General features: G+C 44.2%; 25 protein-coding genes and 1 pseudogene. 15 read left to right on the plus strand and 11 right to left on the minus strand.

The annotated features are described in order from the left end of the window. Window positions 1-123 precede the first annotated feature (123 nt). The 9 genes from KDK67_RS03365 (at window position 124) to ftsY (ending at window position 4,692) form a co-directional block, all read left to right on the plus strand. Entirely contained in the window at window positions 124-573 is a 450-nt protein-coding gene (locus tag KDK67_RS03365) for a 30S ribosomal protein S19e (RefSeq protein WP_250867427.1), read from the plus strand. Window positions 574-673: 100 nt separating this feature from the next. Continuing rightward, the gene (locus KDK67_RS03370; RefSeq protein WP_250867428.1) at window positions 674-1,024 is read left to right on the plus strand and encodes a DNA-binding protein; all 351 of its coding nucleotides are present in this window, start codon (window positions 674-676) and stop codon (window positions 1,022-1,024) included. 3 nt (window positions 1,025-1,027) lie between these two features. Then, entirely contained in the window at window positions 1,028-1,621 is a 594-nt protein-coding gene (locus tag KDK67_RS03375; RefSeq protein ID WP_250867429.1) for a DUF7411 family protein, read from the plus strand. Between the two features lie 142 nt (window positions 1,622-1,763). Next, window positions 1,764-1,919: a 50S ribosomal protein L39e gene (locus KDK67_RS03380; protein ID WP_011498297.1), complete on the plus strand. Its 156-nt coding sequence runs from the start codon at window positions 1,764-1,766 to the stop codon at window positions 1,917-1,919. A gap of 10 nt (window positions 1,920-1,929) precedes the next feature. Beyond that, a complete protein-coding gene (locus KDK67_RS03385) occupies window positions 1,930-2,196 on the plus strand; it encodes a 50S ribosomal protein L31e (protein ID WP_011498296.1) in 267 nt (88 codons plus the stop codon). 39 nt (window positions 2,197-2,235) lie between these two features. Continuing rightward, complete coding sequence (locus tag KDK67_RS03390) at window positions 2,236-2,889, plus strand: translation initiation factor IF-6 (RefSeq protein WP_250867430.1); 654 nt, start codon at window positions 2,236-2,238, stop codon at window positions 2,887-2,889. A 41-nt stretch (window positions 2,890-2,930) separates the two neighbouring features. Further along, window positions 2,931-3,107: a 50S ribosomal protein L18Ae gene (gene rpl18a / locus KDK67_RS03395; RefSeq protein WP_011498294.1), complete on the plus strand. Its 177-nt coding sequence runs from the start codon at window positions 2,931-2,933 to the stop codon at window positions 3,105-3,107. After that, window positions 3,104-3,529, plus strand: a complete 426-nt coding sequence (pfdA, locus tag KDK67_RS03400) for a prefoldin subunit alpha (protein WP_250867431.1) — start codon at window positions 3,104-3,106, stop codon at window positions 3,527-3,529. Before rpl18a ends, pfdA begins: the two co-directional genes overlap by 4 nt. 59 nt (window positions 3,530-3,588) lie before the next feature. Further along, the gene (ftsY, locus tag KDK67_RS03405) at window positions 3,589-4,692 is read left to right on the plus strand and encodes a signal recognition particle-docking protein FtsY (protein ID WP_250867432.1); all 1,104 of its coding nucleotides are present in this window, start codon (window positions 3,589-3,591) and stop codon (window positions 4,690-4,692) included. Window positions 4,693-4,734: 42 nt separating this feature from the next. On the opposite strand, the gene trpA is transcribed toward ftsY, so the two are convergent. The 4 genes from trpA to KDK67_RS03425 all read right to left on the minus strand — a co-directional run bounded on the left by trpA (window position 4,735) and on the right by KDK67_RS03425 (window position 7,961). Beyond that, a complete protein-coding gene (gene trpA / locus KDK67_RS03410; RefSeq protein ID WP_250867433.1) occupies window positions 4,735-5,514 on the minus strand; it encodes a tryptophan synthase subunit alpha in 780 nt (259 codons plus the stop codon). A gap of 1 nt (window position 5,515) precedes the next feature. After that, window positions 5,516-6,697: a tryptophan synthase subunit beta gene (gene trpB, locus KDK67_RS03415; protein WP_250867434.1), complete on the minus strand. Its 1,182-nt coding sequence runs from the start codon at window positions 6,695-6,697 to the stop codon at window positions 5,516-5,518. Between the two features lie 17 nt (window positions 6,698-6,714). Beyond that, complete coding sequence (locus KDK67_RS03420; protein WP_250867435.1) at window positions 6,715-7,530, minus strand: indole-3-glycerol-phosphate synthase; 816 nt, start codon at window positions 7,528-7,530, stop codon at window positions 6,715-6,717. Between the two features lie 68 nt (window positions 7,531-7,598). Beyond that, window positions 7,599-7,961 carry a hypothetical protein gene (locus KDK67_RS03425; protein ID WP_250867436.1) on the minus strand — a complete coding sequence of 121 codons (363 nt, stop codon included), beginning with the start codon at window positions 7,959-7,961 and terminating at the stop codon, window positions 7,599-7,601. A 293-nt stretch (window positions 7,962-8,254) separates the two neighbouring features. On the opposite strand from KDK67_RS03425, the gene KDK67_RS03430 reads away from it, so the two are divergent. The 4 genes from KDK67_RS03430 to KDK67_RS03445 all read left to right on the plus strand — a co-directional run bounded on the left by KDK67_RS03430 (window position 8,255) and on the right by KDK67_RS03445 (window position 10,830). Further along, on the plus strand, window positions 8,255-8,497 hold the full coding sequence (locus KDK67_RS03430) for a glutaredoxin family protein (RefSeq protein ID WP_250867437.1): 243 nt from the start codon (window positions 8,255-8,257) through the stop codon (window positions 8,495-8,497). Next, complete coding sequence (trxB, locus tag KDK67_RS03435; RefSeq protein ID WP_420846917.1) at window positions 8,463-9,431, plus strand: thioredoxin-disulfide reductase; 969 nt, start codon at window positions 8,463-8,465, stop codon at window positions 9,429-9,431. Before KDK67_RS03430 ends, trxB begins: the two co-directional genes overlap by 35 nt. A gap of 61 nt (window positions 9,432-9,492) precedes the next feature. Next, window positions 9,493-9,885, plus strand: a complete 393-nt coding sequence (locus KDK67_RS03440; protein WP_250867439.1) for a DUF2111 domain-containing protein — start codon at window positions 9,493-9,495, stop codon at window positions 9,883-9,885. A 57-nt stretch (window positions 9,886-9,942) separates the two neighbouring features. Then, on the plus strand, window positions 9,943-10,830 hold the full coding sequence (locus KDK67_RS03445) for an RIO1 family regulatory kinase/ATPase domain-containing protein (protein ID WP_250867440.1): 888 nt from the start codon (window positions 9,943-9,945) through the stop codon (window positions 10,828-10,830). Window positions 10,831-11,212: 382 nt separating this feature from the next. On the opposite strand, the gene KDK67_RS03450 is transcribed toward KDK67_RS03445, so the two are convergent. Beyond that, the gene (locus tag KDK67_RS03450; RefSeq protein WP_250867441.1) at window positions 11,213-11,758 is read right to left on the minus strand and encodes a ferredoxin domain-containing protein; all 546 of its coding nucleotides are present in this window, start codon (window positions 11,756-11,758) and stop codon (window positions 11,213-11,215) included. An 83-nt stretch (window positions 11,759-11,841) separates the two neighbouring features. Between KDK67_RS03450 and mobA the strand changes: the two genes are divergently transcribed. Together mobA and KDK67_RS14240 are read left to right on the plus strand one after the other, a co-directional pair. Beyond that, complete coding sequence (gene mobA, locus KDK67_RS03455; RefSeq protein ID WP_250867442.1) at window positions 11,842-12,447, plus strand: molybdenum cofactor guanylyltransferase; 606 nt, start codon at window positions 11,842-11,844, stop codon at window positions 12,445-12,447. A 190-nt stretch (window positions 12,448-12,637) separates the two neighbouring features. Further along, the gene (locus KDK67_RS14240) at window positions 12,638-12,763 is read left to right on the plus strand and encodes a hypothetical protein (RefSeq protein WP_276575049.1); all 126 of its coding nucleotides are present in this window, start codon (window positions 12,638-12,640) and stop codon (window positions 12,761-12,763) included. Between the two features lie 202 nt (window positions 12,764-12,965). On the opposite strand, the gene KDK67_RS03460 is transcribed toward KDK67_RS14240, so the two are convergent. The 6 genes and pseudogenes from KDK67_RS03460 to KDK67_RS03485 all read right to left on the minus strand — a co-directional run. Next, window positions 12,966-14,201, minus strand: a complete 1,236-nt coding sequence (locus KDK67_RS03460) for an MBL fold metallo-hydrolase (protein ID WP_250867443.1) — start codon at window positions 14,199-14,201, stop codon at window positions 12,966-12,968. A 23-nt stretch (window positions 14,202-14,224) separates the two neighbouring features. Continuing rightward, on the minus strand, window positions 14,225-16,456 hold the full coding sequence (locus tag KDK67_RS03465) for a DNA topoisomerase I (protein ID WP_250867444.1): 2,232 nt from the start codon (window positions 16,454-16,456) through the stop codon (window positions 14,225-14,227). A gap of 249 nt (window positions 16,457-16,705) precedes the next feature. Continuing rightward, the gene (locus tag KDK67_RS03470; RefSeq protein WP_250867445.1) at window positions 16,706-17,476 is read right to left on the minus strand and encodes a succinate dehydrogenase/fumarate reductase iron-sulfur subunit; all 771 of its coding nucleotides are present in this window, start codon (window positions 17,474-17,476) and stop codon (window positions 16,706-16,708) included. Further along, entirely contained in the window at window positions 17,476-19,152 is a 1,677-nt protein-coding gene (locus KDK67_RS03475) for an FAD-dependent oxidoreductase (protein ID WP_250867446.1), read from the minus strand. The genes KDK67_RS03470 and KDK67_RS03475 overlap by 1 nt, the downstream gene beginning before the upstream one ends. After that, on the minus strand, window positions 19,149-19,550 hold the full coding sequence (locus KDK67_RS03480) for a hypothetical protein (RefSeq protein ID WP_331521927.1): 402 nt from the start codon (window positions 19,548-19,550) through the stop codon (window positions 19,149-19,151). The genes KDK67_RS03475 and KDK67_RS03480 overlap by 4 nt, the downstream gene beginning before the upstream one ends. Continuing rightward, a pseudogene (locus KDK67_RS03485) lies at window positions 19,530-20,549 on the minus strand (lyase family protein); the annotation flags it as partial. The gene KDK67_RS03480 and the pseudogene KDK67_RS03485, both read right to left, overlap by 21 nt. Between the last annotated feature and the right edge of the window lie 5 nt (window positions 20,550-20,554).

Here is a 20,554-nt window from a genome sequence, read left to right on the forward strand (position 1 = left end):
CAATAAATTACACCCTATTTCCATGCACATATTGTGATAGAGTATGACTTGCTTGCAACAAGTTTACGAAAGATCAAAATATGCAGAAATTCAATCGATACATTTCATTCCAAGGAGGATATAATGACTACAGCATACGACGTTCCTGCTTCAGATATTATTGCAAAGCTGGCAGAGAACCTAAAAGAGAATGATCAGATCAAGCCACCCGAATGGGCAGCTTTCGTTAAGACCGGTGTTCACAAGGAGCACGCTCCAGTTGACAAAGACTGGTGGTACACCCGCTGTGCAGCTATCATGAGGACTATTTATATGCAGGGTCCTGTTGGTGTTGAGAGGCTCAGGTCTGTCTATGGTGGTAAGAAAGGTAGGGGTGCAAACCCATCCAAGAAAGCAAAGGGCAGTGGCTCTGTTGTGAGGGAAGCATTCCAGCAGCTTGAAACTGCAGGTTTTGTGCGCAAGCTGAAAAGCGGTAGGGTTATCGCTCCTGCAGGTCAGTCTTTACTTGACAATCTCTCTACTGAAGTCAAGAACGAGCTTGTTGAGACCATTCCGGAACTTGCAAAATACTGATATGGTTATTGGGAGTTTGCTCCCATCCATGTCACTCCGAAGTTGCCTGTCAATGACCCAGCGGTCATCTTTGATATATAATAAATGGATGTGATCTACAGTGGATGATCTTGAAGCTATCCGACAAAAAAGGCTCGCAGAGCTCCAGCAGCAGCAGCAGCAATCATCTCCACAGAATGATGCTCAGGCTGCATATCAGCAGGAGCAGGCACAAGCTGAAAGGGACGCGCAGGTTCAGGCAGTTCTTCGTCAGGTCATGACACCTGAGGCGCGTGAGAGATTGACTCGATTGAGGCTCTCTCGCAAGGAATTGGCTGAACAGCTTGAATCCCAGCTTGTGATGCTTGCACAAAATGGTCGCCTTCAGACAAAGATAGATGATGAGAAGCTTAAAGTTCTTCTTACACAGATGCAGCCACAGAAACGCCAGACTTCCATAACTCGTATGTGAAATATGAAAGCTCATGTACTTTTCAGTGGAGGTAAGGACAGTTCATTGTCGGCTATCCTGCTCGACCCCTTTTTCGATATCGAACTTGTAACATGCACATTTTCGATACTTCCGGTGGGGGATATTGCAAAAGTAACGGCTGATGAATTGGGCTTTTCCCACAGGGTACTGGAGCTTGATCGTACTATTCTGGAAACTGCATTGAATATCATAATTGAGGACGGTTATCCGAAGAACGCGATCAACTTCATACACAAGAATGTGATCGAGACACTCGCAAAGGAAGATGCGGTGTCAGTGATCGCTGATGGTGTAAGGCGTGATGATCGCGTACCAAGGCTTACGGATCCAGAAATTCGAAGCATTGAGGATCGGTTTGGTGTGAAATACATCTGCCCTCTTCAGGGATATGGTAGAAGTGCGGTCAACATGCTTGTGGAAAAGCATCTGGTGATCGATGAAGGTCAAAGTGACAGTATTGCCAAGGCAGATTATGAGACAGAGTTGCGTGAACTGATAAGGCAACAATATGGAAATGAAAAAGTTATCGATATATTTCCGCAACATTTGCAATCAAGAGTTTTAAAGCGTATCTGATATAATGTTCTTTTTTGAACATAAAGATGATATCAGATGGGGAATCTTATTGCCCATAGATTAATGATTTATAGGATAATCGATTTATAGACGCAAATCTTTATGATTGGCGTTACAATTAATCAAATCACAGGTGAGATAAGTGAGCCACAATACAAAAGGACAGAAGATAAGGCTGGCAAAAGCGCATAATCAGAATCAGCGCGTACCAACCTGGGTGATCATCAAGACTAACAGAAAGGTTGTTAGCCACCCAAAGAGAAGGCACTGGAGAAGGAACAGTTTAGACGTGAAATAAGGTGATGACAATGGCAGAAGACGCGGTAAAGGAACAGATCTACACTATTCCACTTCGTGAAGCAAAGCTTGCTCCAAGGTGGAAGCGTACCGGCAGAGCTATGTCTCTTATAAGAAAATATCTTGTAAGGCACATGAAAGCAGATCCTTCACAGATTAAGATAGATGCTACTATCAATCACAGAATCTGGGAACGAGGTTCTCAGAAACCACCATCGTCCATTCGTATTCGAGCTGCAAAGTTCGAAGATGGAGAAGTTCAGGCAGAACTTGCTTGATCTTAAGATGGATCTTATATCGTATAGCATAGGACAATAATGATCAAAACAGTGAACATCTATGATAACCCTGTATTAGGGGTATTTGCCACATGTACGGAAGATGTGGCTATCGTTCCTATCGGTACTGCCGGAAAGGCTATCGACTTGCTTGCAGAACAGCTTGATGTAAAGGTAATCTCTACATTGATAAATGGCAGTATTGTGGTAGGTTCACTTTCCAAAGGCAATTCAAATGGTTTCCTGATATCAAGGGATGCCAATGTCAGTGATCTCAAAGACGTTGAGGTCCCAGTCGAAGTGCTTCCAGATATGCTCACAGCCGTTGGAAATGTGATATTGGCAAATGATACGGCAGCACTTGTACATCCGGAAATGACCGATAGCTCGATAGAAGTGATCTCAAGGGTTCTTGGAGTAGATGTTCACAGAGGCACTATTGCAGGTCTGGGAACTGTTGGAATGGCAGGCGTTGCCACGAACAGAGGTTTACTGGTCCACCCAATGGTGACACCGGATGAACTTTCCGTTCTTGAGGATGTGTTCGCTCTTCCTGTCGAAGTGGGTACCACTAACTATGGTTCACAAGCAGTAGGCTCAGGTTTGCTCGCCAATTCAAAAGGATATGTAGCAGGTTCCAATACTACGGGTCACGAACTCGGAAGGGTTGAGGACGCACTGTTCTTTGCTTGATCATTGGTCTTTAAATTAATAAATATAACAGGTGATTTCATATGCAGAATTATGTTGTCAAAGGCACATTCAAAGCAGGACATTCTTGGGAGAAGTTCACCAAGAACGTCGAGAGCCAAAATGAAAAGAATGCTCGTGATAAGACATTGTCCACTTTTGGTAGTAAACATAGGATCGTTAGGGCATTAATAAAGATCGAGAGTGTCACAGAGGCATGAGATCTATGTCAGAAATGAGTGAACAGGACGCACGAAATCTCGCAGCGCAACATCGCGAGTTGCAGCAGAATGCTGAATCAGTTAATCAGCAGCTCGGTATGGTGCAGAGGTCCATTGAGGATTGCGCACGTGCCATCTTAACTCTGGAGGAGCTTAAATCCGCTTCCGGTGCTATTAATACGATGATCCCTCTGGGAGCAGGGGCATTGATACATGCAAATATTGCAGATGTCGATAAGATCGTTGTAAGTGTCGGAGCAGGTATCAGTGTGGAGAAAACTCCGGCTGAAGCCATTGAAACGCTCACTCAGCGCAAGGAAGAGCTCGGCAAGGTTGTTGAACGCTTGAATGGAACCCTTACTCAGATAGGGCAGCGTCTGGCTTCAATTGAATCAACAGTTGGAAACAGACCTCCGCAGTGATCTTGTTCATTATGTTCTGATTCCTTTTTTATTTTTATCATTTTTAAGGATGAGTTTTAGTGTTTAATAAGCTCAAGGAAAAACTTGGTAGTTTCAAACAATCGATCGGTAAGACGATCGATGAGAAGGCTGTTGAGTTGAAAGAGCCTGTCGAAGAGATTGTTGAGGTCGAACCGGCAGAAGGGCCAGTATCAACTCCAGAGGTTTCGGAAAACGTTTCTTCTTCTTCTGAAGAAAAGCTTGACAAAGCAGAAGCTCCCGCTCCGTTAAAACAAAAGATCGGTTTTGCTCAAAAGGCCAAAGCCCTTGTTTTCGAAAGGGAGGTCATACTCGATGGAAGTGATATCGAAGATTCACTCTGGGAGCTTGAAATGGCTTTGCTTGAGAGTGATATTGCCATCAATGTCGCAGAAGCGATAGTCGAGTCCGTGAAAGGAGAACTTGTGGGAAGTCGCAAGAAGCTCGGAAGCAATACTGGTGAACTTGTGGAGAATGCATTGAGAAGTGCTATCTATAAAGTCATGTCTGCAAACGTTTTTGATCTTGATGAGTATATCAGGGATGCGAAAAAACCGGTTCATATCGTTTTCATAGGTATTAACGGTACTGGAAAGACCACAACCATCTCAAAAATGGCAAAACGCCTGAAAGACATGAATTATTCTGTTGTTATTGCAGCCGGTGATACTTTCAGGGCAGGAGCTATCGATCAAATTGCTATTCATGCAGAAAGGATCGGCGTAAAACTGATCAAGCATCAGGAAGGCGGTGACCCTGCAGCAGTTGTCTATGATGCTGTACAGCATGCAAAGGCACATAATGTAGATGTCATACTTTCCGATACGGCCGGTAGGATGCACACCAATGTGAATCTTATGGCACAGCTTGAGAAGGTCTGCCGTGTAAGCTCTCCCGATCTCATAATCTTTGTGGACGAGGCAGTTGCAGGCAATGACGCTGTAGAACGTGCTCAGCAATTCAATGCTGCTGTCCCAATTCATGGCTCAATTCTAACGAAAACAGATGCTGATTCCAAAGGTGGTGCAGCAATATCCATTGCCTACATAACAGGTAAGCCAATTCTGTTCCTCGGAATGGGCCAGGGGTATGACGACCTTAAAAAGTTCGATCCTAAATGGTTCGTAGACCAGTTGTTCGAATAATTACAGAGGGAGCAAACTCCCTCTAAGTTTAATTTCTGTTCTTCAGTCCCTTCTGCAGACTGCCTTTATTTCAGTTGTAAGGTCTTCCAGTCTTTTATTGACATTATCCCCTGATGCAATAATATCTACAAAAGCGGAACCCACTATAACTCCGTCCGCACCTGCTTCTATAATCTTTGCAGCTTGCTCTGCATTGGAAATTCCGAAACCAACCGCCTTCGGGATGTCTGTCCTGACCCTTGAAATTATGTCGGAGGTCGCAGCTGTAACATCGGTTCGCGTCCCTGTAACGCCCAATCTTGAGACAATATACACAAAGCCGGACGTCTTGGACAATATCATCTCTATTCTCTCATCCGTGGTAACCGGGGCTACCAAAAATATCAGGTCAACTCCTTCCTGTGAACAGCAGTTTGCAAGATCATGGCTTTCTTCTGCCGGCAGATCTGGTATGATCAATCCGCTGATGCCTGAACTGACACAATCCTTTACAAATCTTTCAATTCCGCGTTTGTATATCAGATTATAATATGTCATACACACAAGTGGGACCTGCACATCAAGGTTTGCCACAAGTTCAAAATACCTGTCCGGGTTCATTCCTGCTGAAAGTGCTCTTTCAGATGCTGCCTGTATGGTAGGTCCGTCTGCCACCGGATCAGAGAACGGCAATCCCAGTTCAATAATATCTGCACCGCCCTTTATCAGTGAATCAACAATTCGTGAAGTTGAATCAATATCGGGATCTCCTGCACACACATAAGCAAGAAGTGCTGTTTCGTTCCTGTTCTTTAGTTCATTGAATTTATCAGCTAATCTCATATCATCCCCTCCTTTCGAGTCCGATCACGGTTTCAAGATCTTTGTCTCCTCTTCCGGAGAGATTGATGACCACAAGCTCGCCAAGTTCTCCTGACTCTGCTGCTTCCATGACATGTGCTATTGCATGGGATGATTCCAGTGCAGGGATAATGCCTTCCACACGGCTTAGTTCATGGAATGCCTCCAATGCCATATCATCATTGACAACACGGGGGATAATTCTTCCAATATCCGCAAGATGGGCAAGTTCGGGCCCTACTCCTGAATAATCCAATCCTGCTGAAATGGAACTTGATTCGAGGATCTGGCCGTACTCATCCTGAAGTATGCGGGTACAAGCACCCTGGAGAACGCCATCCTCTCCAACGGACAGTGATGCCGAATGAAGTGCAGCATCCTTGGTATATTTCATACCTTTTCCGCCTGCTTCTACTGCTATAAGTTTCACGTCCTCTTCAATGAACGGGTAGAATATGCCCATTGCATTACTACCGCCACCTGTACATGCAACTATGGAATCCGGATAACGTCCCTCCTTTTCCATTATCTGCTGCTTGACCTCATTTCCGATCACGCTCTGGAAATCTCTTACCATCATCGGATATGGATGTGGTCCAACTACTGAACCTATCAGATAATGTGTATTCTCTACATTTGAGACCCAATCGCGCAGTGCTTCGTTGATAGCATCTTTAAGTGTCCTTGATCCGGACTCGACCGGATGTACTTCTGTTCCCATGATCTCCATTCGATAAACGTTCATGCGCTGCCTTTCAGTGTCCTTGGCACCCATATACACATGTGTTTCGAATCCCAGATTAGTCCCTGCCATGGCAGTGGCAGTGCCATGCTGGCCTGCTCCGGTCTCTGCCACAAGTCTTGTCTTTCCCATATACTTCGCAAGCAATGCCTGGCCGATCGTGTTGTTCAGCTTGTGAGCGCCACCATGTACCAGATCTTCCCTTTTCAGATAGATCTTTGTGCCGTATTTCTTGCTAAGGTTCCTGGCGTGATATAGAGGTGTTTCCCGACCTGCAAAATCTTTCAGATAATAATTAAGCTCCTCCAGAAATTGTGGGTCGTTCCTGTACTTCTCATATCCCTGTTCAAGCTCTTCGAGAGCAGGCATCAATATCTCCGGGACGAACTGTCCGCCGTACTTACCATATTTTGTATCGCTCATATCATACCTCCCTATTATCATTCAATAGTGTCATCAAGTGCATCGACCAGTTCTTTGGTCTTTCTATAAACGTCTCCATCTTTGACAATGGAAGTTCCTATAAGTATCGCATCAGCGCCGGCTCTCATCATCCTTCTTGCGTCTTCAGATGTGTGTACGCCACTCTCACTGATCACAAGGTGCTCTTCACCTGTTCTCCTGTCGTACTTCTTTATTATCGGTATAAGTTCCTCTGTGGTGGCAATATCCACCTCAAGGGTTGTAAGGTCGCGATTATTGATGCCTACTATCTTTGCTGAACTATTCTCAAGAACATATGTAAGTTCTTCCGTATTATGTACTTCCACGAGGGGTTCGAATCCCTTTGATCGTGCATATTCAATGAGCTCCTCCAGTTTCTCACCGAGAATGCCTGCTATCAACAGTATAAGATCACTTCTCACCTCATCGAACTGCACCTTATCAATAATGAAATCTTTTCTCAGGACAGGTAATGAAATAGCTTCTCTGACAGCTTTAAGATTATCAATAGAACCTTCAAAGAACTCCGGTTCTGTCAGAACAGATATGGCAATAGCTCCTGCATTTTCCATATCCATGGCTATTTTTCCCGCTTCTTCCGGTGAAATGTCCCTTATTTTCATAGATGGGGATGCAGGTTTGACCTCTGCGATTATCGGAACCTTTCCGCTATTCTTTTTCGATTGGATAGCTTCGATTATCTTCTCTATCCCCTGTGTATTTCCCTTCAAAGTAGGACGATCTTCCGCTTCATAAAGCGTTTTGATCCGCTTTTCCGTAGAATTGATAATTTCATGTATTGCAGAGTGCATAATAACCACTTATGTACATTGACGTATAAATATGTACATACAATTTATTCTATATACATCTTTCGCCATTACGGAAGACGATCAAGCATTGCCTGCATGCTCTTTGTCTTTTTGTAGAATGCAGATGTATACTTCAAAAAATTAGCGGCTATTAATCCCCTTTCTGTTATCACATAACCACCGCGTTGTACTTTCTCTGCAAGTCCCTCTAATTGGAAGACGCTCTTCATCTTACTTCCAATACTTCCTCTATCTGCAAATTGGTCTGTGTATGCCCCTATCTCTGCAAATTCCGTTATTTTACCTTCATTTTTCTTTAGAACTAATAATATAAGGCGGTATTGAATATCTCCTGGTCCTTGATTTATCCCCAATGACTGGTAGAATTCTGCTACCTTCCTTTCATGTTCAACATCTATTCCCTCAGACATAGTCACTATCCTCGGAATCCATGTATTCATCTTCGTCAAAAGGTTCGTATTTATGCTGATCGATACCGAGTTTTTCTTATAATGTTCCGGGGTGGGCTGCGATAGAAGAGCCAACCGCTGATTTGAATTTTGTGGAACTCGTTACAGCGGACAGCTTGATCAGGTCTGGCTGAACGTTCAGTAAGAATATGGATGCCTGATGATCGGGTATTTCCCTTTTATTTTTTTAGTATTGTATTTATTGGATGAGTTTCTTATTATATAGTATCAATAGAACTATATGGGGGTATTTGATGACAAAAGTTATACTTGTTCATGCTTCATGGTGTCATGTCTGTCCTGAGGCAAAGAAGCTCTGGCAGAGCTTAAAAGAGGCGCATGATTTTGATTATGATGAAATTGACTTTGACACTCCTGAGGGTGAAAAACTTGCAGAGGAGTATTCTATAATGTCAGTTCCTACCACTATTATCGATGGGGAAGTGGCGTTTGTTGGTGTTCCTGACAAGGAAAAAGCTGTTTCGATGCTATCTTGATGAGGTATTTAAAGTGGTCTATGATCTTATAATCATTGGCGGAGGGCCAGGGGGTCTTTCTGCAGGGATCTATGCTGTAAGGTATGGTCTCAATACGCTAGTTCTTGAAAAAAGATTTGTTAGCGGGCAGATATCAACTACTGGTAATGTGGAGAACTATCCGGGCTTTCCTTCCATATCCGGTATGGAGCTTATGGACAAATTTGCCGAACATGCAAAGGCAGCAGGAGTCGTTGTTGAGGATAAGGATGTCCTTGAGGTTCGGTCGGAGGGGGATAGGAAGATCGTCCACACCTCAGAAGGTGACCTTGAAGCGAGCAGTGTTATTATTGCAACCGGTGCAGAACCTAAGCATCTTGGAATTCCGGGGGGGGATGAGTTCCGTGGAAAAGGCGTTTCCTATTGTGCTACTTGCGATGGTCCTTTCTTTTCAGGTCGTAATATAATAGTGGTGGGCGGCGGCGAGTCTGCAATTACGGATGCTCTGATCCTTTCTGATGTGGCTGCATCTGTTTGTATTGTTCATCGAAGGGATGAGTTGCGAGCTTCGAAAATACTTAGGGACAGGGCTTTTGCCAGATCAAATATTGAGTTCTTATGGGACACTACTCTTGAGGAAATTGTCGGGGATTCTGTCGTAAGAGAGGCAGTTATACGCGATATCAATGCCGATGAGGTCCGTAGGGTTCCTATCGATGGTGTCTTTGTATATGTGGGTGTGGAGCCTAATACTGGATTTGTGGATGTGGATAAAGACGAATATGGCTTCATCATAACCAATGAAAAGATGGAATGTTCTGAAAAGGGTATTTTTGCGGTTGGTGATTGTCGCAATGCTATTTTGCGACAGGTTATAACAGCTGCAAGTGATGGCGTAATTGCAGCGTTCGAAGCTTATAATTATGTTTCCGGGCTCAATAGGAGTGGGAAATAACTCTCGTTATGTTCATTTTGAGTGTTTTAGATATCTAAATGTCATAAAGGTGGGATAAAATATGATCTGTTTGAAAATATGTGGCGATTCAAAATCTGAAGACCTTAAACCAATAGCTGAGGCAGTGCATGCTGTGCTTGGGATCCCTGTTACGATCCGAAGTAAGAATTTAAAGGGGCTTCGTATGGAACGGGGGGTCGTTGTGGATGATGATTATACTGGTCCTGTCCTTGAAGAGGTTATAAGGACCAACAAGATCATAAGAAAAATGCCGACAGAGGGTGTCTACAAAGGAAAGGCAGTGGTCGTAACTCCTATCAGAACTTCTGATGGGGAGGTCGTGGCGGCTCTTGGGGTGGTAGACATTGTCGCTGCACTTGATATTCTGTCTGTGTTCCGCGAATATCCTGATATTGTGGATGAGGTGGAGGAGTCAAGGAAACGTCTTTCTTGATCGTGGTGTTGTTGTACGACCAAAAACTATCTTTAAGATTCGGGATAATAACAGTCGATGATAGATGATGTAGTAAAACTATTCAGGCAACTGGATAGTAAAGACCTTCGTATACTGATGGGTATCGAAATAGGAATGAAACACTATGAGTGGGTTCCTGTTGAGGAGGTCCGGAAATATACTAGATTCTCATATAGTCAGCTTGAGTATAAGCTCCTTCAGCTTTTCAGGTCTAATATGGTCGTGGGTACGAAAACTCCCTACGAGGGCTATCAGATATATTTTGACGGTTATGATGCACTCGCTTTGAACACTTTTGTCAAGAGGGGATCTGTCAGCGCAATTGGCGATGAGATCGGTGTGGGTAAAGAGTCTGTCGTGCATGAGGCTATCAGGGAACCTGAACTTGCTATTGGAGATCCTACTACGGTCATTATTAAGTTCCACCGGGAAGGTCGTACCAGTTTCAAGAGTGTAAAAAGGGGTCGTGAGCACCTTGCTTACCGTGAACATTTCTCATGGATATATGCTGCAAGGCTTTCCGCAAAGCGAGAGTTCGATATTATGGAGCAGTTATACTCCGAGATCTCAATTCCAAAGCCTCTTGATTACAACAGACATGCTATTGTGATGGCTCCTGCAAAGGGCAGCATTCTTGTTAAAACAAAGCTCACTGAGCCGAATTGGGTACTTGAGGAGATCCTTTCCCAAATGACCAAGGTCCATTCTCTGGGCATCATCCATTCAGACCTTAGTGAATACAATATCTTTGTCAGTGAGGAAGGCGTTGAGTTCATCGACTGGCCACAGTATGTGACCCTTGATCATCTTAATGCAGAAGATCTGCTAAGGCGCGATGTTTTCAATGTGCTTACTCATTTTAAGCGGAAGTATAATATTGAAAAGGACCTGGATGAGGTCGTTCGAATTATCAAGGGCGAATGATGTATATTCTATGACCTCACAATTTAATTTATAATGGTTGTGGGAACCGGGGTTATATTCGGCATTGACATTGCCAAAGGCTCATCCGGAGCACAGGTGTTCTGCACAAGAAATCCATTTTATATCTTGCAATAAAATGGATTGTCCCTTCATCAGTTTGATTCCAATAAGGGGGCATAGGCCTGTTCTCGTCTTGTATATATGGGTTTTGGCTCTGAAGTATCTCTTTTTGAAAAGTATTCGTGGCATTTCTCATGATGAATTTGTCAAAATATTGGTGAATATGGGAAACCTGCAGTTATTGGTATGGATGTCACACCAACTCCGATTCTGTGAATGGAACCAATTGTAGAGGTCTTTCCTGAAATCTCTTAATTTGAGTTCATTTCCTGTCAAAGAATATGTTTTTTCCTTTCACGCTCAGCGGTATTCCGCATGCAATATCGGCATCAAGCAATCCGGCTGCTAATGCACCTGCCCCAATGGTGTACATTATACGGTTGTCGATGCAGAGGTCCTTTGCCTTTGCTGCTGCACTTCCCAGTGCGATCCCGAGGTCAATGTACTTGAAGGCACATTTCGGGCCGTTAAAATCGGCTTTGACCAGTGTCTGTCCTATCATTTCCTTGCATGTGGAAAAACCGCATGCTCCACAGTTCAATCCGGTTGGTTCTGATGTCTTAAGGCCGATGAGTATTACTGCATCCGCATCCCTGACATTTTGAGCATTAAGGTTAAAGAACCCAAATCCTTCTCCTTTACTTTCTGCCATTGCATCCATGGAGTCTGCAAGTATCTTTATGTCGGATGGTTCCAGAAGCCCGGTAACAATGCTATCTCTGCCCTTTGCTTTTGGAGCTGTCCTTGCTGCGGTCAATATCATCTTTGCCATCACTTCGATATTCTCGGATTCTGGATTTGTGATCATATGTCTACATATGACATTTTTGAACTTAATATTTTCTGCTTTAAGGCTTACTTATATGTACTAATATTCCAAATTAGATTCTGATGAGCTTATCAGCACTGATTCTTGCAGGTGGACGCGGCAGGCGTCTTGGGAATGTGGAGAAATCTCTTATAAGGGGTAGTGAAGGGTCTTTGCTTGAGCGTACAATTGGCATACTCGAGGGTATCGTGGATGATGTCATAGTTTCTGTAAGGGATGAAGAGCAGGCACAGGAGCTTGCAGGCGATGCCTGTGGGAAGGAAATGGTGTTCGATACCTATGAGGATGTAGGTCCGCTTGCCGGTATGCTTGAAGGATTTAAAAAGGCGAAAGGCGAATACATCTTTGTAACTGCATGCGACATGCCTTTCATTGATAAAGAGGTCGTGAAGTTCATGTTCCATTGTGCGGAAGGGCATGATGCTGCGGTTCCTGTGCACAACGATGGTTCAATGGAGCCTTTGTGCAGTGTCTACCGCGTTGGACCGATGTTGCCTCTGATAGAAAGCTCCATACAGGCAAACAGAAAATTTATACTGGCACCAGTCTTTGAGTTGGATGATGTTGCAAAGGTCAGCATCGAGCTGCTAAAGGAATTCGATCCTCAGCTTAAGAGCCTTATTAATATTAATACTCTTGAAGACCTGGGTCGATTCGATCTTTGCTGATAATTTTGGTCATGTTCTCTATTTTTTTCTTTATATTGCTCCTTCCTTTGTTTTTCATGTTGTTTAAAGGTCTTGTTTTTTAATATACAATCGTAAGGCTTATATATTGCACACAATATAATTATTATTATGATGAGGGTTATGATATAATCCTCTGATCGCAGTCTATCTGCTTAAGAGAGGGGATAACATGGGGAATACAGAGAGCTCAAAGAAAGATGAAGATGAACATACTACTATGCTTATAAATGAAAAGGAAAAACACGGGTTCTTTTCAAGTTCCGGACAGGCATTTATACGGATTCCCGCAAAATAATACAGTTCCTTTCAATTTCCCATACTTCCTTTGATCGATCATATGCGATCGATTATTAGCGGGGTATTTTATTGGAAAACTATTCTTTCCTTTTTCTTCTTTTTCACCTTTCATTGTTTATACGATCTCTTTCCCTCATCTTTTAGAAAAGTTGATCGAACTCTAAAAAAAGATTGCCACTTTCAAAAGTGGCAGAATGAAGTTAAATGGTGATCTCCTCGCCATTGGCAGGTGCGTAACCCTCAACACCAATCTCATCTCTCACCCATTCTGCGAACTGCTCGGTATTTTCACCATGCATCGCAAATACCTTTTCTCCGCCCTTGTCGCAGAAATCATTGACCATGGCTTTAAGCTCTTTATCACCGGAATGTGCAGAATAATCATATTGCTCGATCTTCATGCGTATGTTCTGTAGAATACCATCATTATCGATATTGCCGGTGTCGAGTGCCATTCTTCCATTGGTACCCTCAACCTGATAACCGGTAAGCATTATCTTGGACTTTGGGTCCTTGTATAGCCTGTTAATATAATGAAGGACAGGCCCGCCATTGAGCATTCCAGCGGTCGTAACGATAACTGTACCGTTAAGTGGTATATTTTCTCTCTTACGCCCCTTGACAATTGTAGCATTATCAAAAGCATGCTTGAGTTTTTCTGGATTCTTCAAGTATTCCGGATAATTCATAAGAAGCTTGTAGATGCTGACTCCCATGCCGTCCACATAGGCAGGAATGCCGTTATCGCTCAACACCATCAAGACTTCCTGTGTTCTGCCAATGGCAAAGGCAGGAATAATGACATTGCCACCAAGGTCGATGGTATCCCTGAGTGAATCGATGAATTCCCTCTCAGTTTCCTTTCTCGTAGGGTGGTCCTCTCCAAAATATGTGCTTTCAATGATAAGTGCATCTGCTTCTGGCAATTCATCTGCTGAGGGGACAAGACGTGTCTCTTGCGTACTGATATCACCAGTATATACAATGCTTTTTCCATCCTTTTCAAGATAGATCGCAGATGAGCCTGGAATATGACCCGCATTGTAGAACTGGGCTGTATATCCATGTGTATGGAACTCCACACCCGTATCGACAGTCTTGGTGTTCAGCACCATTTGTTGGATCTCCCGTTCGTCAAATGCTATGGGTGTTCCTTCCCTCTCTGCAATTTTCAGAGTGTCCTTTGCAAGTATCTGTGCAAGGTCCGCGGTAGGGGGTGTCATGAAGATCTCGGGTTGCATATCCATCAGATTAGGAACGGCACCGCAGTGGTCAAGATGTCCATGCGAAATAAGAACAGCTTTAGGGTGTACATAATCCACCGGGTAAAGTGGCTCCTCTCCCGGTTTCATCCCATAATCCACAAGTATCTCATCATTCACAAGAAGTGCGGAACGTCCGACTTCCCTACATCCACCTTTGAATCCGAGTTTCACTTTAATCCCCCTCTTTTATAGTTTTATGTAACAAGTTCCTGCCATTTCATGATCTTACCTGCAGGTAGGCTTGTGATTTTTGAAAGCTCAATGGCATTTGCTTGCCTGAGCTCATCAACAGTATCGATCTCTGCATTTTTAAGTTTTTCAGCAGTGACCTTCCCGATACCCGGAACATCCGTGATCTTATCAGGAATCGGGACCTTTGGCTGCTTGGCCTTTTCTTCTTCCTGCGTCTTCTTCCACTCAATGAAATTACATTGCGGACACCCTAGGTCCCATGGACGTTTTCCGGGATTGATTATCTTCACATGATTAATTCCATGTTCTTCACATACCTTTTCAGTAACGATGATCTGTCCGCTCTTTGGAAGTGGAAGTGAGAAATTACAATCCGGATATCCATTACAACCGATAAAACGGGATCCTCTCTTCGATCTTCTGACCATGAGCTTCGAACCGCAATCTGGGCATTCTCCTATTACCTTATCTTCGCGAAGACCTGCACGCAGGGATTCCGATATATTTTCACTGTTATTGGCAAGCTCTGCAAGCACTTCATGCAACATCTTTCTTGATTCATTCAGAACATTCTCTTCTTTAACGTTCCCTTCAGCGATGCGATTCATATCCTCTTCGAGCTGACTGGTCATGTCATGCTTGGTAATGGTTGGTGCGTACTTCTCAAGGGCCTCGATCACCGCAAAGGATGTCTTGGTAGGCTGAAGCGGGTTTCCATGGACGTATGCCCTTGAATATAGCTTACTGATGATCTCATGGCGTGTAGCCTTTGTACCCAGGCCAAGATCCTCCATGAGCTTTATCAGACGTCCTTGCCCGTACCTTCCAGGTGGCTGAGTTTCCTTGTCAAGCATTTCCTTACCAGTCACATCAAGCACATCACCTTCAGAAAGTGCCGGAAGCAGTCTATCCTGCGGGGCATTATATGGGTAGTACCATCTCCATCCCGGTTGCACAAGTCTTGCACCGTTAGCCTTGAATTCCTCGCCAGATATATCGAACCTTACCTTCATGGTCTCCCATTCAGCCTCATCTGCAAAGGTTGCGAAGAATCTTCTGACCACCAGCTCGTAAAGTTTCCACTCCTGCTCATTAAGTTCACTCTTCTTTGCAAGTGATGCAGGATAGATAGGAGGGTGGTCAGTGGTCTGTTTTTTACCACGCGTAGGCACAAGTTTATCTTTAGCAAGCAATTTTTGGGCATATTCCCTGAAAGGACCTTTACTGAATATCTCTATCTGCGCTCTCAGGTCGATGGATTCAGGATAAACAGTATTGTCCGTCCTTGGATATGAAATGAAACCATTAGTGTAAAGGGATTCTGCTATCCTCATGGCATTGGATGCTGTAAAACCGATGGAACTTGCAGCACCGATGAATTCTGTAGTATTGAAAGGAGTTGGAACCTTGTCTATCTTCTTCGAACTTTCCACGGATGATACGGATGCTTTATCTCCGACCACTTCCATTACCGCATCAGCTTCTTCCTTTTCCCAGAACTTGGAGTTCTTGTGCTGTACATTGACCATTGCATCGTCGCTATCCTTAAGGATCGCATTGACCTCCCAGTATGGCTTCGAGACAAATGCTTGCCTTTCCTTTTCCTTATCAACTATCAATGCAAGTGTTGGCGACTGCACTCTTCCCACTGACAGGAAAAGCTTTCCCAGCCTGCCTGCTGAAATAGAAAGGTATCTTGTAAGGGACGCTCCCCATACAAGGTCGATGACCTGTCTTGAATGACCTGCATCCGCAAGATCAAAATCAATTGAAGCAGGGTTCTCAAAAGCTCCTTCTATCTCCGTCTTGGTTATGGCACTGTAAAATACACGATCGAACTCAACATCAGGGTTCACTTTCCTGATAATGTTCAGTGCTTCAACACCAATAAGCTCTCCTTCACGGTCGTAGTCAGTAGCAATGGTAACATGCGTAGCTTCTTTTCCTAGTTTCCTGAGGGCTGCCACTATCTTTACATGGGTGGGTGTAGTAATTACCTCAGCATCGATAAGTTCATTTGCATCGACTTTCTGCCAGTTGTTATAGGCTTTTGGAAAATCGAGCTGTACGATATGTCCGCTAAGTCCCATTACGACTGTTCTGTCCTCTGCGTCAGGGTCTTTATATTCGAACGTATCCATTCCGCTGACACGTACCTGCTTTGGTTCCTTCGGGGCCAGGATCTTTGCTATCCTTTTGGCTGCAATGTGTTTTTCCGCTATGATAAGATGCATCGAAAACTCCAGTATGGTTATTGTGAATACGTATTTGTAACTGCTGCTATAATTATGTTGCAGTATATTATAATGGTATAAGGGAAATAATAGTAGTTGAAAATCTTTATATCATAAAAACGTTTGTGTCACAAACATTAATATGGATATCTTAAAGCTTCTGAGTACATTGAATCTAATATATATTTGTCTTTTGATGTCCTTTATGGCCCTTTTGTACGGTTACAAGGGCCATATCTTCTTATTCCATCACTTTGCCCCTTTTTCTTTCTTATCCTCGATCCTGTCTCGAAGTTCATTTATTGCAAGGGTCGGTGCGACCTTTTTCGGACAAACAGCAACACATTTGTACACGGTATCACAACCCCACACTCCTGATTCCGAATCAACTATGGCAAGGCGTTCCTGCTTACTTTCCTCGTTCTCCCTTGGGTCAAGATAGAACCTCCATGCTTTTGCGAGTGCAGCAGGCCCATAATACTGTTTATCCTTAGCTGCAACGGGACATGAACCATGGCAGAGTGCACATAGGATACAATTGGTATATTGCTCGATCTTTACCTGAGTATCCCTGTCCATAAGATTCTCTTTTTCCGGTACATTTTCCTTCATCTCAAGCCAAGGCTTTATATCTTCAACCAGTGAATAGAAAGGTACCATATCGACCACAAGGTCTCTTATCACTCTCAGGTTAGGCAATGGTTCTATCAGTATGACGTTATTGTCTATCTCCGTCTTTTTGTTAGTGATAAGAACTTCCAGATTCCCTTCATTTGTTGGCTCCTTTCTCATCTCAGAGATCTGCATTTTACAGGCAAGCCTTGGAATACGATTGATCAGCATACTGCAGCTACCACAGACAGCACCCCTGCATGCATATCGGAATGTCAGACTTGTATCAAGCTTTTCCTGTGCGTAGAACAATGCTTCAAGAACGGTCATTCCGGGCCTGTCCTCAACTTCATATTCCTGATACCAGACATTTTCCTCTTCCTGTCTCTTGACCTTGAGCGTTATCATCAGTACTGCCTCCTTTGTGGCTGGAACGTTGTAATGGTGACATCCTTATACTCTAACCTTGGTCCTTCCGGTGTAAAATAAGCAAGAGTGTGCTTCATCCAGTTCGCATCATCCCTTTCCAGATGATCCGTTCTGTAATGTGCTCCTCTGCTTTCCTCACGCACCAATGCACCTAGCGCGATTGTGTGGGCAAGGTCCAGCATCCCCTTAAGTTCGATGGCATTGATAAGTTCAAGATTGAACTGCTTCGACAATGTCCTTACTTTCAATGATCTTGCCTGCACCTCCAGTTCCTTTATCTTATCAACTGCCTTTTCAAGTCTTTCACGCTCTCGGAAAACTCCCACGTTCTCCTGCATGTTCTTCCTGAGGCTATCCTTTATATACGCATAACTTTCCCCACTGTCTCCCATAAGCTCTGAGATGTTCTTGTTCTCACTTTCAAGGGCATCTTCAAGTATCTCATCATTTGGATCCTCAAAAGTACTGATATAGTTCGCAGCATGCACTCCGGCCCTTCTTCCGAATACTACTGTATCAAGAAGGGAATTACCTCCGAGGCGATTTGCACCATGGACGCTTATGCAGGCACATTCACCGACAGCATAAAGTCCATTTGCGGGAGTGCATCCATCTTTATCGGAACTCACGCCTCCCATTGAATAATGTTGTCCCGGTTGCACTGGAATGGGCTTTTCAACAGGGTCGATACCGGCAAAATCGATACTTATCTGGCGAATTCCGGGTAAACGTTCCTCGATCAGCTTTTTCCCAAGGTGTGTAATGTCAAGCTCTACATATCCCTCGGGGAATCCTCTCCCCTCATCTATCTCCTGCTGGATCGACCTTGCAACGATATCCCTTGGGGCTAATTCCATGGAGCTTTCGGCATATCTTTTCATGAACCTTTCATGGTCCTTATTATAAAGGTAGCCACCTTCACCCCTTGCGCCTTCTGTTATCAATATATTCGTACCCAGCAGTGTTGTGGGATGGAACTGTACGAATTCCATGTCCTGCAATGGAATTCCCGCTCGATACGCAAGACTAATACCATGCCCCTTGTTGATCATCGCATTTGTCGAACGCTTATATATACGTCCGTAACCGCCGGTTGCCAGTACAGTTGCCTTTGCCTTGAATATCTCCAGTTTTGAATCGAACAGGTTTATGGCTATGGCTCCGATGCATCTGTTATCATCGATGACCAGTCGCGTTACAAGCCATTCCTTGTAAACTGTTATGTTCCTTTTTGTTACCTGTTCATGAAGGCTATGTAGCAGGTTATGTCCTGTCCTGTCCCCTGCATAGCACGTTCTGGGAAATCCAGCACCTCCAAATGGGCGTTGTGCAATTGTACCATCTTCTTTCCTTGAAAAATTGGTTCCCCAATGTTCCATCTCAAGGACCCTGTCAGGTGCTTCCTTTGTAAGTATTTCCACAGTATCCTGGTCTGCGAGATAATCACTTCCCTTTATGGTGTCGAAAGCATGGGATTCCCAGCCATCGTCCTTTCCAAGCGATGCATTGATACCACCTTGTGCAGCACCTGAATGGCTGCGTATGGGGGGTACTTTTGAAATAATTGCAACATCCACGCCCTTGTCGTGAAGTTCGATAGCAGCCCGGAGTCCTGAAAGTCCTCCTCCGATAACAATTATATCGTGTGATATCATTGTTTCACCCCGGTCATCTTCAATGGGTCTAGCAGCTCTTCTGCATCCTTTTCATCCATTATTCTCATATCTTTTACAGTTTCGATTATGGTTTTACCCCCATCGTGTGCAATATGGGCTATCTTTGCAGCTTCCTCGTAACCTATCCTTGTCGCAAGTATGGTTACAAGAGCAAGGCTTTGTTTTGACAGTTCTTCACACCTATCTCTGTTCACAGTAATTCCCCGAAGGCAGCGTTCTGTAAAAGAAGTGGCAGCTCCTGTGAGTATCTCTATGGAATTGAGGAGGTCGTATGCCAGCAGGGGTGTGAACACGTTCAGTTCGAACTGGCCACCCTGAGCTGCCATCATTATGGCGGAATCATTGCCTATTATCTGGAAGCATGCCATGTTCAACATCTCCGCCATTACCGGGTTGACCTTTCCGGGCATGATGGAGGAGCCGGGTTGTACTGCAGGTAAATTTATCTCTCCGATCCCTGTTCTGGGTCCGCTTGAAAGAAGCCGGAGGTCGTTTGTTATCTTTATCAGGCTGACCGCAATGCTGCGCAGGGAAGCTGATGCTCCCAGAATAGCTTCTGCTGCCTGGGTTGCTTCAAAAGGATTTCCTGCAATGACAAAATCCTGTCCTGTGATCGCTCTGACCTCTCGAATAGCGATATTGCTGAAATTCTCAGGTATATTCAGTCCAGTACCGACAGCCGTGCCCCCCATGTTCAATTCCTAAAGGCCTACGACAGATCTTTCCAGGCGTTTTATCCCAAGTTCCAGCATACGTGCATATCCAGAGTATTCCTGCCCCAGTGTCACAGGGACTGCATCTTGAAGATGTGTTCTGCCGGGTTTGACAATATCCATGAACTCAGCAGATTTTTCCGAAAAGATCATCAGCATATCAACAAGTGCAGGCATGAGTTCTGCGTTCATCGTCTCAACGGCTGCGATATGTATTGCAGTATGTGTGGTATCATTGGATGACTGTGACATGTTCACATGGTCATTAGGGTGAATGATGTCATATCGTCCCTTCTCATATCCCCTTATTTCAAGGGCCCGATTTGTAATGACCTCGTTCGCGTTCATGTTCTGTGAGGTTCCGGCTCCTGACTGGAAAACATCCACAACGAACTGGTCATCGAACTTTCCTTCTCGTACTTCGGAAGCTGCTGATATTATTGCTTTAGCTATCTCCGGCTCAAGTTTACCGGCTTCAAGATTGGCACTTGCTGAAGCCAGTTTGATGGCTGCCTGTGCCCTGATAAAAGAAGGCGGAAGCCTCTGTCTGCTTACTCTGAAATTGTTAATTGCCCGTACGGTCTGAGGTCCATAATATGCGTCCTCAGGGACCTCAATTTCCCCAAAAGTGTCTTTTTCTAATCGGATATGACCCCCTCCCACAACGG

The sequence above is a fragment of the Methanococcoides seepicolus genome (assembly GCF_023684405.1).
GTDB lineage: Archaea > Halobacteriota > Methanosarcinia > Methanosarcinales > Methanosarcinaceae > Methanococcoides > Methanococcoides seepicolus.

Excerpts from the sequence above, each read along its gene's own strand:
- KDK67_RS03365 (WP_250867427.1), top strand. The coding sequence starts at position 124 with ATGACTACAGCATACGACGTTCCTGCTTCAGATATTATTGCAAAGCTG.
- KDK67_RS03375 (WP_250867429.1), top strand. The coding sequence starts at position 1,028 with ATGAAAGCTCATGTACTTTTCAGTGGAGGTAAGGACAGTTCATTGTCG.
- KDK67_RS03385 (WP_011498296.1), top strand. The coding sequence starts at position 1,930 with ATGGCAGAAGACGCGGTAAAGGAACAGATCTACACTATTCCACTTCGT.
- KDK67_RS03390 (WP_250867430.1), top strand. The coding sequence starts at position 2,236 with ATGATCAAAACAGTGAACATCTATGATAACCCTGTATTAGGGGTATTT.
- rpl18a (WP_011498294.1), top strand. The coding sequence starts at position 2,931 with ATGCAGAATTATGTTGTCAAAGGCACATTCAAAGCAGGACATTCTTGG.
- pfdA (WP_250867431.1), top strand. The coding sequence starts at position 3,104 with ATGAGATCTATGTCAGAAATGAGTGAACAGGACGCACGAAATCTCGCA.
- trpA (WP_250867433.1), bottom strand. The coding sequence starts at position 5,514 with ATGAGATTAGCTGATAAATTCAATGAACTAAAGAACAGGAACGAAACA.
- trpB (WP_250867434.1), bottom strand. The coding sequence starts at position 6,697 with ATGAGCGATACAAAATATGGTAAGTACGGCGGACAGTTCGTCCCGGAG.
- KDK67_RS03420 (WP_250867435.1), bottom strand. The coding sequence starts at position 7,530 with ATGCACTCTGCAATACATGAAATTATCAATTCTACGGAAAAGCGGATC.
- KDK67_RS03425 (WP_250867436.1), bottom strand. The coding sequence starts at position 7,961 with ATGTCTGAGGGAATAGATGTTGAACATGAAAGGAAGGTAGCAGAATTC.
- KDK67_RS03430 (WP_250867437.1), top strand. The coding sequence starts at position 8,255 with ATGACAAAAGTTATACTTGTTCATGCTTCATGGTGTCATGTCTGTCCT.
- KDK67_RS03440 (WP_250867439.1), top strand. The coding sequence starts at position 9,493 with ATGATCTGTTTGAAAATATGTGGCGATTCAAAATCTGAAGACCTTAAA.
- KDK67_RS03445 (WP_250867440.1), top strand. The coding sequence starts at position 9,943 with ATGATAGATGATGTAGTAAAACTATTCAGGCAACTGGATAGTAAAGAC.
- KDK67_RS03450 (WP_250867441.1), bottom strand. The coding sequence starts at position 11,758 with ATGATCACAAATCCAGAATCCGAGAATATCGAAGTGATGGCAAAGATG.
- mobA (WP_250867442.1), top strand. The coding sequence starts at position 11,842 with ATGAGCTTATCAGCACTGATTCTTGCAGGTGGACGCGGCAGGCGTCTT.
- KDK67_RS14240 (WP_276575049.1), top strand. The coding sequence starts at position 12,638 with ATGGGGAATACAGAGAGCTCAAAGAAAGATGAAGATGAACATACTACT.
- KDK67_RS03465 (WP_250867444.1), bottom strand. The coding sequence starts at position 16,456 with ATGCATCTTATCATAGCGGAAAAACACATTGCAGCCAAAAGGATAGCA.
- KDK67_RS03470 (WP_250867445.1), bottom strand. The coding sequence starts at position 17,476 with ATGATAACGCTCAAGGTCAAGAGACAGGAAGAGGAAAATGTCTGGTAT.
- KDK67_RS03475 (WP_250867446.1), bottom strand. The coding sequence starts at position 19,152 with ATGATATCACACGATATAATTGTTATCGGAGGAGGACTTTCAGGACTC.
- KDK67_RS03480 (WP_331521927.1), bottom strand. The coding sequence starts at position 19,550 with ATGTTGAACATGGCATGCTTCCAGATAATAGGCAATGATTCCGCCATA.